Raw genomic sequence first — 16074 nt, forward strand, 5'->3', positions numbered from 1 at the left:
GTGTATAAAAGTCATTCAATAAAACAAAACGGGATGAACCAGGTAGGTATAGCTGGCCTCATCCCGTTTTCTCATTATTTGCAGCTCTCAAACGCATACGCTGTACAAAACACCCCACTTCATCAGGCATATTGAAGCTTACCAACGGCTGGCAGCTGCTTTACAAATTTATAAAAATCCTCATACGAACCCTTATAGGTAGACTCAATGGGTTCATCGGTCCTGTGTATCAGGTAATCGGTAATCAAAAAGGTCTTCATGCCAAGTGAAGCAGCCACAAGGTCTTCCTGAACATCATTCCCCACCATGATGCACTGGTGAGGTTGTTTGCCGATATCTTTTAAAACCTCCTGGTAAAAGGCTACATTGGGCTTGCAAAAGCGGTTATTTTCATAACACGAGATATATATAAAATCCTCTGGCTTAAAGCCTGCCCATTGAATTCGATGAACAATAGCCTTTCTGGGGAAGAGGGGGTTTGTGGCTATGGCCACGTCATACCCCTTTTCTTTCAATATGCGCACGCTCTCCCGCATGAAAGGCACATCCCCCACGCACTTTCGAGTGTTTAAAAAACCCTCATCATAAAAAGCGTCAAACCTGTCTTTATATATGTGAATCTTGTCCTCTCCCACCAGCTTTGCAAAGCTCTCCATAAACACCTCTTCATTGGTCCGCTGTCCGGTGTTGTTGATCATCTCCTTTGTAGCTGCCCATACATATTTGACCAGGCGTTCGGGCTCTATCAAATCGCTAAACACCTTTGACATTTCCTTAAAATACAGCACCGTAAACTCATCTATATCCATGGGAAGCAGGGTCCCATCAAGGTCAAACAGAAAAGTGTCGACCCCCCTCAAGTCCATCCCTCCTCTCACTTGGCCCTGGCCATCACTCCATCCACCAGCCTGTCCATCTTATCTTCAGCATCTTTGAGGCTTTTACCTACAGTGGAGAAATAAAACTTTATCTTGGGTTCGGTGCCAGAAGGCCTTACGGCAAACCACGAGCCATCGGCCAGGGTATAGCGCAACACGTCAGACGGCTGAGACATGGCTATGGGCAACACCTTACCCTCATCTACATGATAAGCCTTTAAATCCTTGTAATCCTTAATAACAGTAACCCTTACTCCTCCCACATCGAGGGGCGGATTGGCACGGAAGTCCTCCATGATGGCCTTTATCCTTTCCATGCCTTCCTTGCCTTCCAGATAGACAGATTTCTGCGTCTCATGATAATATCCAAACCTTTTCCACAGCTCTACCAAACCATCATACAGCGTCATACCCCTCGATTTATAATAAGCGGCCATCTCACAAGCCAGCATAGAGGCTATAATGCCGTCCTTGTCCCTCACAAAATCGCCTGCCAGGTAACCATAGCTCTCCTCGTATCCAAATAAAAACACCTTATCGCCCGTCTCTTCAAATTCCTTGATCTTCTCGCCTATAAACTTAAAGCCCGTATAGGTATCCACCGTCTCAATCCCATATGATTTGGCGATCTCCCGACCCATCTCGCTGGTCACAATGGTCTTGATTACGGCTCCATTGGACGGCAGCTTACCTGCCCTTTGCAGTGACCCAAGCACGTAGTTGACCAGCAATGCGCCCAACTGATTGCCGGTCAGCACCACATATTTGCCCTCTTTATCCTTCACCACAACCCCTAACCGGTCGCTATCCGGGTCAGTACCTATTATTATGTCAGCGTCGTGTTTTTTGGCAAGCTCTATAGCCAAAGCAAAAGCTTCCGGTTCCTCCGGGTTAGGATATTTTACGGTACGAAATTCAGGATCAGGCAACTCCTGCTCTGGAACCACTATGACGTTTTTAAACCCCAGCTCTCCAAGCACACGCCTTACCGGCTTGTTGCCGGTTCCATGCAATGGGGTATAAACGATCTTGAGCTCCTTTCCAACCTCTTTAACCAGCTCCTTATTTATGCAGAGCTGCTTTACCCTCTCGATATAGCGGCTTAGCACATTTTCTCCTATGATGTGGAAAAGCCCCCGGGCCTCAGCTTCTTCCCTGGTGATGGTTTTGATGTCCTCAAAGCGCTCTACGGCATAAACTTCTTTTATGATTTCCTCAGAACGGCTGGGAGGCACCTGTCCCCCATCCTCCCAGTATACCTTGTAGCCATTGTAAGCGGGAGGGTTGTGGCTGGCCGTTATGACCACCCCGGCAATGGCGCCCAGCTCCCTCACGCTAAACGACAGCACCGGAGTAGGCTGCAGCTCATCATATAGATAAGTTTTAATCCCATTGGCGTTCAAGACCAGCGCCGTCTCCAGCGCAAACTCCTTTGACATCCTCCTGGAGTCATAGGCAATCACGACGCCTCTGTTCATGGCTTGTGGCCCTTGTTTCTTTATATAATTGGCCAGACCCTGGGTGGCCCTGCCGACGGTATACTTGTTCATCCGGTTGGACCCCGCACCTATGATTCCACGGAGCCCGCCAGTGCCAAACTCCAAATCCTTGTAAAATCGATCCTCCAGCTCCTTTTCATCGTGGGCTATGGCCGCCAATTCTTCCTTTGTCGCTTTATCTATTACAGGGCTTTCCATCCATAACCTGTATCTCTCTCTGTAATCCATCCAAACTCCCTTCCTTTCTTCTAGCGTATTTCATAAGTTGCCGGTTTTATTGTTCAACAAGCAAGAAAGTTTTATTTATGTAAGCCATGCACATGGTTTAAATATCGCTTAACTCCTTTTCTACCAGACTCTTTAAATACCTTCCAAACTCTTCCTTGAGGTCCTCTCTGCGGAGAGCAAACTCCACTGTGGCCTGCAGATAGCCCAGCTTGTGTCCAACGTCATACCTTTTACCCTCAAACTCATAGGCATATATGGCTTCTTCCGAAGCCAGAGCCTGTAGCGCGTCGGTGAGCTGTATCTCCCCTCCGATCCCGGGCGGGGTATTGGCCAGGTGATAAAATATCCTGGGCGTGATGATATACCGCCCCAGAATCGCCAGTGTCGATGGCGCCTTATCGGGATCGGGCTTCTCAACAAGCCCCTTTACCTTATAAACCCTGTCTTCAATCGGTATGCCGTTGACGATGCCGTACTTGCTGACATCTTCCTTAGGCACATGCTGACATCCAAGCACGGTGGTCTTATATTCATTGTAAACCTCGATGAGCTGCTTTAAACAAGGGGTCTTAGAGTAGACGATATCATCGCCCAACAGCACCGCAAAGGGCTCGTCCCCTATAAAGGAACGGGCGCAGTATATGGCATGGCCCAAACCTTTGGGCTCCTTCTGGCGTATGTAGTGAATGTCCACCATGTTTGAAATATCATCTACCAGCTTGAGCAGGTCTTCCCTATTGCCCTTGCGAAGGGCCTCTTCCAGCTCCAGTGAACGGTCGAAGTGGTCCTCAATAGACCTCTTGTTTCTGCCGGTAACGATGAGAAACTCCTCTATTCCCGACTCAATAGCCTCCTCTATTATATACTGTATAGTGGGCTTGTCAACGATGGGCAACATCTCTTTGGGCTGGGCCTTTGTGGCCGGCAAAAACCTGGTTCCCAACCCGGCCGCCGGAATGATGGCTTTTCTTATCTTCATCCTACATCCCCCATTTCTCTACTACTTTAATCCGTTTTTGCCTTCTGTCCTTTCTGAAAATCATACCAAAGATGATCATCCATCATAATAATATTTTACATCTTATGTTAATTTTTCTCAATAACCAGCCTGTATCCAGTATAAGACTCAAACTCCTTTTTAACATCATCAAAAGCCTCACAATCCCAATCATCCACAGGTACAACCCTAACCTCCTTTTCCAGCTGAAAAAAGCCAGGGTTCTTTTTTAAACGCAATCCCTTTTGCTCCAGCAGCCGCCTTGCCAGCTTGATGATCTCGTTCTGGTTGGGATTAGGGTTGATCCTCATAGGCCATCCAGTCTTCTCCTCAAGCTGCAATATGATGTCCCGGTATCGCTCGCCTATCTCCGGAGAGATAAAGGACAGCTCTATGTAGGGCCCCTTTTCATCCCGCTTCAGCCCCTTTTTGTAAAGCCTGTGGGGCTTTCCTGCAAAGGTTTCTTCTATAAGCCTGAAAGCTCTGTTCTGCTCCATCTGGCCGGGCTGCGCAGCCACCGGCTCAGGTGCTTTTGGTTCTGTGTGCCCTTCAATGACCAGATCAAGGCCGGTTGCCTCGCTGAACCGTTTTCTTATATCCTCAATATCCACATCCCCTTCAATGGAGGCTTTAAAATACCCCTGAGCACGGTAATACGATAAACTTCCCGACAGATAAGCACCCTCAGGCAAAAGGCTTACAAGCAGGTCCTCTGCAGCCTCCAGATTGCACTCCCGGTTAAGCTCAACCCGCCAGCCGGTTAACTTCTCGAACTGCTCGATTTCGTCCCTGTACTTCTGGGCCGCAACCTTGGGAAATTTGAAGTAAAGCAGTGCAACCTTTTCATCAAACCTGGCCCCCTTTTTATACAATCCCGTCTCGGGCGGGAAAAACTCATCCACCAGTGCAAGCATACGGTTAACCTCCATCGGCCCTTGAAGCTCTTGTAACCGCTGGGCAACTTGCTCTTCAGACAGCGGCCGATACAAAAAAGGCCTCCAGCTATCGGATTCAAAATAGTCGGAATGCAACAGTACATCCACCAGCTTGCTTATCTGTTCCTGTGTCGGCTCCTTTCCTGACCAGATCTTGAGCAGCTCTTCGAGGCTGTAAGCCCTCTTTTGCCCGCCGTGCTCCATTATATGCCTCCACAGGATCTCTATATCCCCTTTTTCGGGGAAAGCCTCTCTATTGAGCGAAGGAATTAAAGCCCTTTCAAGCTGCTTTCTGGGGCGCCCGATGTGAAAATCATACGCTTCGCCATTCCTCGGCACATAAACCCTGCCCCAGAAATCGGCCTGTATCTCCTGGCCCAGGTGCTGTATGACCTCTTCCTGCCCGTGGACCAGGAAAATCTGGCGCGGAGACAGGGCATGTACCAACCCTATGAGCTCGGTCTTATCGGCATGGGCAGATAAGTTGTACCTGTCAACCTGGCACTTGACAGGGATCCGCCTTTCACCCAGTGCGAGAAACCTCTCCTCACAAGGAGCGTTTACCAGGTCAAGCAACTGACGGCCAGGGGCTTCCTCATCCTGATAACCCGTTATGGCGATGGAGTTTTTGTCATCCCCCACCAGCTTTTCGGCATACCACTGGCTTGGCCCACCGGTCAACATGCCGGAACTGGATATTATGCAGCATGGTTCCGAAAGCCCCGCTATCACTTCACGCTCTCTGGGGTCGGCTACGGGTTGTATCCAGTCATCAAAAAACACCTCTTTATCCTTCCATACCCTCTTGGCCAAACTGCTGCGGAGATAATTGGGATTCAAGCGGTACATCCTGCACACTTCTCGCACCATGCCGTCAACAAAAACCTTAAACCTAGGCAGCTTCCCCCTGTTCATGGCCCGCTTCAGCATGAGTATAACCTCTTGAGCGCGCCCTATTGCAAAAGCGGGTATCAGCACTTTTCCACCTCTATCTATGACCTCCCCCACCATCTGGATAAGGCGTTCCTCCTCCATCTGGCGGTTGGCATGGAGCTTGTCCCCGTAAGTGCCTTCCAATATGGCCACGTCGGGCCTAAGCTTAGGGATTGAAGCCCCGCTTACCGTATACTGGTTGACCAGCGAGATGTCCCCTGAATAGAACACGCTGCCTTCTTTGCCCTGTATGTAGATGCAGCTTGCACCAACGATGTGCCCTGCGTGATAGAAGGTAACCTTTAGCTCAGCATCCTTAAAGGGCTGTATTGCATATTCGGGCGAAAAACACAGTATCCTGTCCATCATCTGCTTTACGTGAACCTCTGCATAGATAGGGATCTCGCCTTCCTGCTGTTCCATAACCTTTAAGCTGTCATAAAGCAGGATACGTACCAGGTCCTTGGTGGCATGGGTCATATAGATGGGGGCATGAGGATACTCCCTGCTTATCACGGGAAGGGCTCCCGTATGGTCCAGATGGGCGTGGGTGACAAACACGGCATCCACACCGCCCTTTTCTTGAATAACGCGAAGATCAGGAAGACTATCCTTAGATGAGTCCATCCTGACCCCCGCATCTAGAAGAATATTCTTATTGTCTATGCGCAATAGATAGCAGCTGGCCCCCACTTCGGCAGCTCCACCGCAAAAGATCAATTCCATCCATCAACATCCTTCCGTAACGTCCTAGATTTCTTGCTATGATTTGCGCTGATTTACGCATCAAACCACTTCCCGGCTTTCGTTCAAATTATAGCACAATCAACAGGTAAAAACAAACCGCTAGAAAAGGCATAAAAACCTGCCTTGCCCTAAATCCGCCCTTTATACCAAATACTACCATCGAGCTGCTGTATGCCTTACAGAAATATTTTGCTGAACTAACCTGGGAAAATTCATACAAAACATAGCAGTACCAATTGTAAATTTACCCCACAACTGGTATAAATATACTTAACTTCGATCAGGAGGGCAAATCCATGCTCAGAATAAACAACCTGTCCAAGAGCTATAACAGAGGAGCCATCAAAGCCGTTGACAACCTCAACCTCCACATAAAACCTGGCGAGATATTCGGCTTTTTAGGTCCTAATGGTGCGGAAAAGACCACCACGATAAAGATGATAGTAGGCCTTTTAAACCCGGATGAGGGCAGCATAATCGTCAACGGTTATGATAACCAGAAATACTCAATAGAGGCCAAAAGATGCATTGGATACGTACCCGACAGTCCAACAGGATACGACCGCTTGACAGAAATAGAGTACCTCAACTTTATGGCTAATGTATACCAGGTACCATCCAGCCAGCGAAAAGAGAGGATCAATTATTTCTTGGAAATGTTCGACCTCACCGATGGCGCAGAGGACCTGATCAAGAGCCACTCCCATGGCATGAAGCAGAAAATCGCGCTGGCAGGTGCCCTTGTTCACAACCCGGCCCTTTGGATAATGGATGAGCCCATGGTGGGCTTGGATCCCAAGTCCTCCTATCTGCTCAAAGAACTCATGAGACAGCACTGTCAAAATGGCAACACCGTCTTTTTCTCCACCCACATACTGGAAGTGGCAGAAAGGCTGTGCGATAGGATAGGCATAGGCATAATCCACAGAGGTAAATTGATAACGGTGGGCACGCTGGACGAGCTGCGCCGCGGTGAGCAGGCTGAAACCTTGGAAAACATATTCCTGGAGTTGACAGAGCAGTGAAACCGTTTATCAGCTTACCAAAAACAAGCCTCAACGTTAACTTTGGCATTTCAGCTCTACGCTACAGGTTCACAAAGGAAAAGGACCGCCTGTGGGAACCGGTTTTAATAGGTTTGTCCATAATCCTGGGCGGAGGTTCTATAATATCCCTTTATACCATGTTTCTGTGGGGAGGGAGTATACATTGGCAGTAAACTATTTTGCGCAAAAAATGCCTGAAGACAACCCCGAACAATTCGTACGGGAATTGATAGTTTCCCAGGCCGGTGTCATCCAGTCCATAGGCAGAAGGTTCCCTCCCAGCCTGTGAGCCACTTATGGGCTGGTCAAGCAGGGATTAGATGGCTGGGCCTATTTCCTGCTGTACTGCCTGGTATCGGCATTGCTATTTGTGTTGCTGCTATGGTTGGGTAACGTGATATTTTACAAGGGGTTGCTGGCCGGTCAAGAGGTAAGCCGCAAAAGGAAGCACCTGTCAACGGAAAAGATAAGCGCAAAAGCCGACAAAGTCTCAACCCCTGTAGCGACACTGTTCTGGAAGGAATGGAAGCTGTTTATGAGGACGCCCGTCTATGCCATGAACGGGCTGGCAGGTATGGTGATGGTACCTTTTCTCATGTTTATGCCCTTTATAACCAGAGGCGAAGAAATGAAGGAAATACTGTTATATACAAGGCAACCGGAATACCTCATGTTAACCACCCTGGGCGGGGCCGCAGTCGCCTTGTTTACATCGAGCATCAACATCGTAGCGTGTACCTCCATTTCGAGGGAAGGCCGAACGTTTTGGATATCAAAGATAATCCCCGCACCGGCAAAGCAACAGGTTACCGCCAAGCTGCTGCACAGCATGGCCATATCATGCCTGGGCATACTGGTTACCGTCACAGCACTGGGAATGGTGTTCAAACTATCTCTGCTGAGGCTACTTGTAATATTTGTACTGTGCTTGCTGGGCAATCTGTTGCTCAACGCGCTCAACCTGCTCATCGACCTTTTGCGCCCAAAGCTTAAATGGAACGACCCTCAGGAAGCCGTAAAGCAAAACCTGAACGGGTTGTTCAGCATCCTGTTTACCTTTGCTGCTTTAGCGGTATTTGCCGTTCTAACAGTTCTTCTCGTCAAAGCAGGGATTTCGGAATGGTTGATATACGCCATACTGGGACTTGTGATGGGCTTGCTGGCCATTCCCAGCGCAGCATCCCTGTACGCCATGGCAGGAGCTCAGTACAAAAAAATAGAGATATAGTTTACATGATGGTCCTTTTACGGAGATAGCGGTGTATTTCCAACAAAAATTCATCGGCAAACAGCTCGACATTGCGCTGTTCTATCCCGGCACCAATTTTAAGCAGCTGCTTTCTGGTGACTGGCTTGATGGCCGCTATTCGTTCAAGGGTGCTGTCGTCAAAGACCGCCTGGCGCGGCACACCTGCTTTCTTGGCAATCCTTTCCCTCACCCTCTTTAGGACATCGAGAAGCGCCTCGTCTGCCTTGTCATCTCCTCCGGCGTCAGAGACATCCCCTTGAACATTCAGAATGCTCTTTAGCAGGTCATCTATGAACTTTCTCTTGGTCCCATCGGCAGCCGAACCGCACACGCTACAGTTGCCGCATTTAGTAAATGTAGGCTCTTCGTTAAAATACTGGAGAATATTGTACCGCAGACACCTTTTGCTCAAGCAGTATTCCACCATCTTATCCAGCTTTTCAAGCTCCACCTTTTTGTGCTGATCTATCTCTTCCTGAGTGAGCTCAAACTTCCTGCCATTCAAAAATGGATAGACCACTCCGCTTTTCAGCTTTACGTAGTTGTACTCGATCAACTTTCGCAATGCGCTGTGCAGAATTTGCTTTGATATATTGCCTTTAAGTAGCGCTTCAAGGCTGATCCCTTTGTCGCCCGCCTTAAGCACCCTGTTATAGACGCTTTCCACCAGGGTTACAGAGGGATAGTTTATATTTATAAGAGCCCGGTTGAGATGGTAATCGTCCTCAGAATACAAGAGTATACAGCAAGCAAGCTTGCCATCCCTCCCGGCCCGGCCTACTTCCTGATAATAATGTTCCAACGACCTGGGCATATTGTAATGTATTATATACCGTATGTCACTTTTGTCGATGCCCATTCCAAAAGCATTAGTAGCCACCATAACCAAGGTCTTGCCTTGGCTGAAGGCCTCCTGAGCCACAACCCTGTCTCGGCTGCTCAGCCCTGCGTGATACATGCCAGCCGGTACGCCCCTGCTGATCAGCAGCTCATAGACGTCCTCAACGGTTTTTCTGGTAGCGGCATAAATGATGCCCGCCTTGCCAAGATTCTTCTTAACATACCTCAGCACAAACTCCTGCTTGTCCCGTGGCCTCTCGACCCTGAACTCCAAATTTGGCCTGTCAAAACCGCTTACAAACAGCTTATACCTCTTTAAATCGAGTAACCTGATTATATCCTGCTGCACGCGCCGGTTGGCAGTAGCCGTAAAGGCAGCTACCACGGGATTACCCACCTGCTCAATTAAATCTTTAATTTTCAAATAGGCAGGACGAAAATTGTGCCCCCACTGGGATATGCAGTGTGCCTCGTCTACCGCCACAAACGATACGTCCACTTCTTTGAGTATATCCATAAACCCCTCTGAATAAAAGCGTTCGGGGGCAATATACACGATCTTGTACTTTCCCTGGCTTAAGCCATACATCCGCCTGGCAATCTCTTCTTCCGAGAGGATGCTGGTTATAAAAGTAGAAGGGATACCACGCTGGATCAGCTGATCCACCTGATCTTTCATCAAGGATATAAGGGGTGATATCACCAGGGTGGTACCTGGGAAGATGACAGCGGGCAGCTGGTAGCACAGCGATTTTCCGCTCCCGGTCGGAAATATCGCAATGGTATTTTCGCCTCGCAGTATGCTCTCCACCACTTGTCGCTGGCCGGGACGAAAATCATCATATCCAAAGTATTCCCGCAAACATTTGTATAACAATTCTGACTGACTCATCAGAGATTACACCCTTTTGATTCTTCGTTAGCTCGATAGTTGTCGGCTGCCATCCCCTCGCTGAAAACGAACTTTCACTGCTATGGCGAGATCGCTGTGCCATTGCCCCGTCGCCCAGCACAGGGGACCGCTATTAATAGTCTATATATAAACATTTACAAAATCAATAAGTTATCATAAAAATTGCCAATTTGCTGTTTCCTTGGCCAAAAATTTATTAAAATGTTACAAAAACCGATAAATCAAACGCCAACGAGAACTCTGCCCTTAAGGGGCAGCACATCCACTGTCAAGTATCCCTCTTCGATGAAGAACGCTGTCTCACCATTTATCACATCTATTAACTTGCTCACCCCCCATCTTTGCATATCGAGCTTTACAGTATAAGCCCTGTACCGACTGCGGTTTATAATTATAAGCGCAAAGCCATTGCTGCGCTGGCGTCCAAACACATCTTTGCCTTCTCTAATGCAGCGGACAAAAGCGTATACATCTCCCTCATAGTAAATCGGGATAAACTCCCCCGTCCTCAGGGCATCCATGCCGTTTCTCAGGGCAGCAACCCTTTTATACCACTCCACCAGTTCCCTATCCTCACGTCCCCAGGGATAAGTGCGCCTGTTGAAGGGATCGCTATAGCCCGACAGCCCCGCCTCGTCTCCGTAGTATATGCAGGGCACCCCGGGAAACGTCATCTGAAGCAGCGATACTAGCTTGAGCCTTTGGATGGCCAGCCTTTCCTGCTCCTCGGTCAAAACGTAATGGGCTTGTTGGTCCCGCGACAGGGTATGCTGGGGTGGCGCCTCCCCCAAAAGCGTCTTTATCCTAGGCACATCGTGTGATCCTACCAGGTTCATAAGCGAATAAAAGCATTCAACCGGATAATTTTCGTAAAGGCTCATGATGGCCCTGTTGAAATAGGCCGCATCCCACTCCCCTAAAAAAAATTTTAAAACCATATCCCTGAAGGGATAGTTCATCACCGAGTCCAGCTCCTCGCCCAGCAGATATTCCTTTCTCTTGTCATAGCTTACCTTTCTGGAGGCATCTTCCCATACTTCCCCGATTATAACAGCCTCCCGGTCCACCTCTTTTACGGCCTTTCTAAATGCTTTCAAAAACTCATCGGGCAGTTCGTCCACCACGTCCAGGCGCCAGCCTTTTGCGCCCTTCTTAAGCCAATACTTGGCCACAGCGTCTTCATCATGAATAATGTAATTTTGATACGATGGCTCCATCTCGTTTACGTTGGGTAGCGTGTCTATTCCCCACCAGCACTCATACACATCGGGATAGCGTATAAATCGGTACCAGGGGTAATAAGGTGAATCCTTGGACTGGTAAGCCCCCAGCGTGGGATACCTGCCGTTTTTATTAAAATACATGCTATCGCTGCCGGTATGGCTGAATACTCCATCCAGGATGATGTATATGCCTAACTCCTTGGCTTTTTGGCAAAGTTCTTGGAAGATTTCCTCATCCCCAAACATGGGGTCTATCTTTTTATAGTTCCCCACATCGTACTTGTGGTTGGAATAGGCCTCAAAAATGGGGTTGAGGTACAGGGCGCTGACCCCCAGCTCCTTAAGGTAAGGCAATTTCTTTATTATACCCAGCAGGTTTCCCCCAAAGAAATCGTTGCACAATATCTTCCCAGTAACCGGATCCGGCTTATAGTTGGGCACTTCATACCAGTCCTGGTGTATGATGCAATCGTCCCTATAAACGAGCGGTCGTCCGTCCTCGCTCCCGTTATAAAACCGGTCCACAAATATCTGATACATGATGCTGTCCTTGAACCAATCCGGGGTCTTAAAGCCCCGTTTATAGACCGTCACCTGATATGAATAAGGCGGGTAATCTGTGATCTGCCCTACCCCGCCCAGCCCATCAGATTTGCAGCCATAGTAATACACGCCCTTGTCGGTCTCGATTATGAAATAATACCATAGAAGCCCCGGAACTCCGGGGCTTCTGAATTGGCCTTCATACATATATTGATCTTCATACCGCGATATAAGCCACATGGGAATCCTGCTCTCCCCTACGCCGTCCTGCCACAACCTTAAGATAACAGACTTTATATCATTCTGCGAGCACACCTTTACCCGTACAGTGACAGTCTCCTCACAGGGCACTGCGCCAAACGGCTGCCTGTAAGCGGTATCATGGGAATTATGATAAATCCATATATATTCCATATCCGACCTTCCTTTCGACTTGACTTCATAGATATCCATGCCATCCATGCCTGCTTTATGTCCCGCAAATCGAACTTGTGACGGCATTTTCTGCTTATGACCAAATATCACCAGCAGGCCTATATCGATTACCGCCCAGATTTCAACCGGTTATACAGCTCTATATATTCCCTTGCAGAACGATTCCAGCTATAGTCGCATTGCATGGCCCTCCTCATCAGAGCATGCCACACCTCTTTATTGTGATAAAAATTCACAGCTCTCTTTATGGTGTACAGCATGTCATGCGCATTATAGTTGGTAAAGCTGAAACCATTTCCCTCGCCGGTAAATTCATTATACGGCTGCACAGTATCTTTGAGCCCTCCTGTCTCTCTTACAATGGGAATAGTACCATATCTCATGCTGAAGAGCTGCGCCAGCCCACAGGGTTCATACAGCGAGGGCATGAGAAACAGGTCCGAGGCCGCATATATGCGATGCGCCAGGGTATTGTCATAAAAGATGTTGGCTGAAACTTTTTTAGGATAACGGTTGGCAGCGTTTTTAAACATGTTTTCATACTGCCATTCCCCGCTTCCCAGCACCACCAGCTGTATGTCCATTGCAAGTATCTCGTCCAGCACATGAGCTATGAGGTCCAAGCCTTTTTGCGCCACCAGCCTCACTATGATGCTTATCATGGGTACATCCTCACGGACAGCCAGCCCCAGCTGCTCCTGAAGCTTTAACTTGTTCTCGACCTTGTTCTCCAGATGGTCCTGGTCATAGTTCCTGAATATGAGCGGATCAGTGGCGGGATTGTACTCATCGTAGTCCACACCGTTTAATATGCCAAACAGCTCATGACTCCTTGCTCGCAACAACCCATCCAACCTTTCGCCAAAAAAGGGCATCTGTATCTCTTGAGCATAGGTAGGGCTTACGGTATTTATGAGGTTGGCATACACCAGCCCGGCTTTCAGCATATTTACATTTCCATAAAACTCCAACTTATCCGGTGTAAAATACTCATCGCCCAAATCCAGCAAGTCGCCCAGTATTTTCCTATCATAAATGCCCTGGTATCTGAGGTTGTGAATGGTAAACAGTGTGCGGATGTTCTTATAAAAATCATTATGCCGATAATGGGCCTCCAGAAGCACAGGTATTGCCCCTGTCTGCCAGTCATGGCAGTGTATAACATCGGGCATAAAACCGATGTGTGGAAGCACTTCCAGCACGCTTCTACAGAAAAAAGCAAAGCGCTCCACCTCATCATCCGAATAGCCATAGATCCCATCGCGCCCGAAATAATACTCGTTATCGATAAAATACACTGGCACCCCTTTGCGTTCCGTCTCCTCGATACCGCAGTATTGGTTTCTCCAGCCCAGCTTAACGTATATGTGCTTTATATGCCTTATCCTCTCCTTCAGGTTTGCTGGAATCGCTTTATATTTAGGCAGGATAATCCTGGCATCGACTCCGTGACGGCGCAGGGCAACTGGCAAGGAGCCGATCACCTCACCCAATCCTCCTGTTTTTACAAATGGCGCTGCTTCCGAGGCGGCAAACAATACTTTCAGCAATCCTCCTGCCTCCTTTTATCCGTATACTTGAAAAACACTGCCGCAAGGGGTGGAACCGTGATGCTGATGGATTGGCTAAAGCCGTGCCACGGTATATCCTCCGACACAATGGCATAGAAATTGCCCTGCCCCGAACCACCGTAAGCCTGGTCATCGCTGTTAAACACCTCTCTATACTCTCCCAACAAAGGCACGCCTATCCTGTAGCCATGGCGAACCACCGGCGTAAAATTGCACACCACAATCAACCAGTCATCCTGTTCCTTTCCCTTTCTTATGAAGGATACAATGCTCTGGCTGTAGTCATGGTGGTCGATCCAGCGAAACCCCTCCCATCCGTGGTCACATTCCCATAGAGCCCTGTTTTCAAGATAAAAATGGTTGAGCATCTTGACATAATAATGCAGCTTTCTGTGCATCTCGTAATCAAGAAGGTGCCAGTCCAGGCTAGCACCAAAATTCCATTCGGCAAACTGGCCAAACTCCCCTCCCATAAACAATAGCTTCTTGCCCGGATGGGCCATCATATATCCGTACAACAACCTGAGGTTGGCAAACTTCTGCCAGTAATCCCCCGGCATCTTATCCAAAAGCGAACGCTTGCCGTGCACCACTTCATCGTGAGATAAGGGGAGGATGAAGTTTTCCGAAAATGCGTACACCATGGAAAAGGTAAGGTTTTCATGGTGCCATTTCCTGTATATGGGATCCAGCGACATATAACGGAGTATGTCATTCATCCAGCCCATATTCCATTTATAGTTAAATCCCAACCCACCTAAGTATACGGGCCGTGTAACCATGGGCCAGGCGGTGGATTCCTCGGCAATCATGAGCACATTGGGAAAATAGTGAAACACCACCTCGTTCATCTTTCTCATAAACTCGATGGCCTCCAAATTCTCCTTTCCGCCGTACCTGTTTGGAAGCCATTCGCCCCATGACTTACCATAGTCAAGGTAGAGCATTGATGCCACGGCATCCACGCGAAGCCCATCAACGTGGTACACATCAAACCAAAATACAGCATTGGAAATGAGGAAGCTCCTCACCTCATTACGCCCGTAGTTGAATATCAAAGTGCCCCAGTGGGGATGCTCCCCCCTTCGCGGGTCCTCATGCTCATAAAGAGCCGTACCATCAAACCGTATCAGTCCATGTCCGTCCTTTGGAAAATGAGCTGGCACCCAGTCCAGTATTACCCCTATACCGGCCAGATGGCACTCATCCACGAAAAACATGAAATCCTCGGGGGTGCCATACCGTGAAGTCACCGAATAATATCCCGTGGTTTGATAGCCCCACGAGCCATCATAAGGGTGCTCTGCTACAGGTAAAAGCTCTATATGGGTATATCCCATATCCTTCACATAGGGGATAAGCTCCTTCGCCAGTTCCCTGTAGCTTAAAAATCTGTTCCCTTCTTTTCTGCGCCACGACCCCAAATGCACCTCATAGATCAGCAGGGGTTTATCGTATATGGGCGTGGTCGCTCTCTGGCGCATCCACTCATCATCCCGCCACTTATACTTGTACAGGTTGTACACCACTGAGGCCGTACACGGCCTGAGCTCGCTGTAAAAGGCATAAGGATCGGCCTTCAAAACCACCTGGCCGTAAAAGTTTTCTATCTCATATTTGTACAGGTCAAATTCCTTGACTCCCGGAATAAAGAGCTCCCATACCCCCGAATCCCCCAGCCTGTTCATCACATGAGCCCTTCCATCCCAGCAGTTAAAGTCACCCACCACGCTGACCCTTCGAGCATTTGGCGCCCATACTGCAAAGCGTGTGCCCACAACGCCGTCTTTTTCAAGGAGGTGGGCCCCCAGCATCTTATAGCTGTGGTAGTTGGTCCCCTGGTTGAACAAATACAGCTGGTAATTGGTGATTCCAAAGCCGTTTGCTTCCATCCCATCCTCCCTGTACCTCTTGTACATCCTCTACATTTATAAACCCGCAAAAAGATTCCAAAATTTAAGCTATATTTTATGTGGCATTTAGTGCTTTCTTCTTTTTTATTATTTGCTCAAAACGCCGTTTTTTACCCAAAAAAAA

Annotated in this window: 11 protein-coding genes; 3 read left to right on the plus strand and 8 right to left on the minus strand. The window is 48.4% G+C overall.

Translation table 11 applies throughout. The features are described from left to right. Window positions 1-122: 122 nt before the first annotated feature. The 4 genes from BM241_RS03430 to BM241_RS03445 all read right to left on the minus strand — a co-directional run bounded on the left by BM241_RS03430 (window position 123) and on the right by BM241_RS03445 (window position 6196). Window positions 123-860: an HAD family hydrolase gene (locus BM241_RS03430; protein ID WP_025748390.1), complete on the minus strand. Its 738-nt coding sequence runs from the start codon at window positions 858-860 to the stop codon at window positions 123-125. 14 nt (window positions 861-874) lie between these two features. Continuing rightward, entirely contained in the window at window positions 875-2605 is a 1731-nt protein-coding gene (locus tag BM241_RS03435; RefSeq protein ID WP_025748391.1) for a phospho-sugar mutase, read from the minus strand. Window positions 2606-2702: 97 nt separating this feature from the next. Next, entirely contained in the window at window positions 2703-3584 is an 882-nt protein-coding gene (gene galU / locus BM241_RS03440; RefSeq protein WP_025748392.1) for a UTP--glucose-1-phosphate uridylyltransferase GalU, read from the minus strand. Between the two features lie 107 nt (window positions 3585-3691). Next, window positions 3692-6196 carry an MBL fold metallo-hydrolase gene (locus BM241_RS03445; RefSeq protein ID WP_025748393.1) on the minus strand — a complete coding sequence of 835 codons (2505 nt, stop codon included), beginning with the start codon at window positions 6194-6196 and terminating at the stop codon, window positions 3692-3694. 317 nt (window positions 6197-6513) lie between these two features. Here BM241_RS03445 and BM241_RS03450 point away from each other — a divergent pair, with 317 nt between their 5' ends. The 3 genes from BM241_RS03450 (at window position 6514) to BM241_RS03460 (ending at window position 8491) form a co-directional block, all read left to right on the plus strand. Continuing rightward, complete coding sequence (locus tag BM241_RS03450) at window positions 6514-7242, plus strand: ABC transporter ATP-binding protein (protein WP_025748394.1); 729 nt, start codon at window positions 6514-6516, stop codon at window positions 7240-7242. Window positions 7243-7426: 184 nt separating this feature from the next. After that, window positions 7427-7552: a hypothetical protein gene (locus BM241_RS12895; protein ID WP_278291982.1), complete on the plus strand. Its 126-nt coding sequence runs from the start codon at window positions 7427-7429 to the stop codon at window positions 7550-7552. 105 nt (window positions 7553-7657) lie between these two features. Next, complete coding sequence (locus BM241_RS03460; protein WP_092282043.1) at window positions 7658-8491, plus strand: hypothetical protein; 834 nt, start codon at window positions 7658-7660, stop codon at window positions 8489-8491. 1 nt (window position 8492) lies between these two features. On the opposite strand, the gene BM241_RS03465 is transcribed toward BM241_RS03460, so the two are convergent. The 4 genes from BM241_RS03465 to glgB form a co-directional block, all read right to left on the minus strand. Beyond that, the gene (locus BM241_RS03465; protein ID WP_025748397.1) at window positions 8493-10244 is read right to left on the minus strand and encodes a RecQ family ATP-dependent DNA helicase; all 1752 of its coding nucleotides are present in this window, start codon (window positions 10242-10244) and stop codon (window positions 8493-8495) included. A gap of 242 nt (window positions 10245-10486) precedes the next feature. Continuing rightward, window positions 10487-12484: a glycoside hydrolase family 13 protein gene (locus tag BM241_RS03470; RefSeq protein ID WP_242948239.1), complete on the minus strand. Its 1998-nt coding sequence runs from the start codon at window positions 12482-12484 to the stop codon at window positions 10487-10489. Window positions 12485-12573: 89 nt separating this feature from the next. Next, complete coding sequence (glgA, locus tag BM241_RS03475; RefSeq protein ID WP_035147237.1) at window positions 12574-14016, minus strand: glycogen synthase GlgA; 1443 nt, start codon at window positions 14014-14016, stop codon at window positions 12574-12576. After that, on the minus strand, window positions 14010-15929 hold the full coding sequence (gene glgB, locus BM241_RS03480) for a 1,4-alpha-glucan branching protein GlgB (RefSeq protein WP_025748400.1): 1920 nt from the start codon (window positions 15927-15929) through the stop codon (window positions 14010-14012). The genes glgA and glgB overlap by 7 nt, the downstream gene beginning before the upstream one ends. Window positions 15930-16074: the final 145 nt, after the last annotated feature.

The sequence above is a fragment of the Caldicoprobacter faecalis genome (genome assembly GCF_900115765.1).
GTDB classification, from domain to species: domain Bacteria; phylum Bacillota; class Clostridia; order Caldicoprobacterales; family Caldicoprobacteraceae; genus Caldicoprobacter; species Caldicoprobacter oshimai.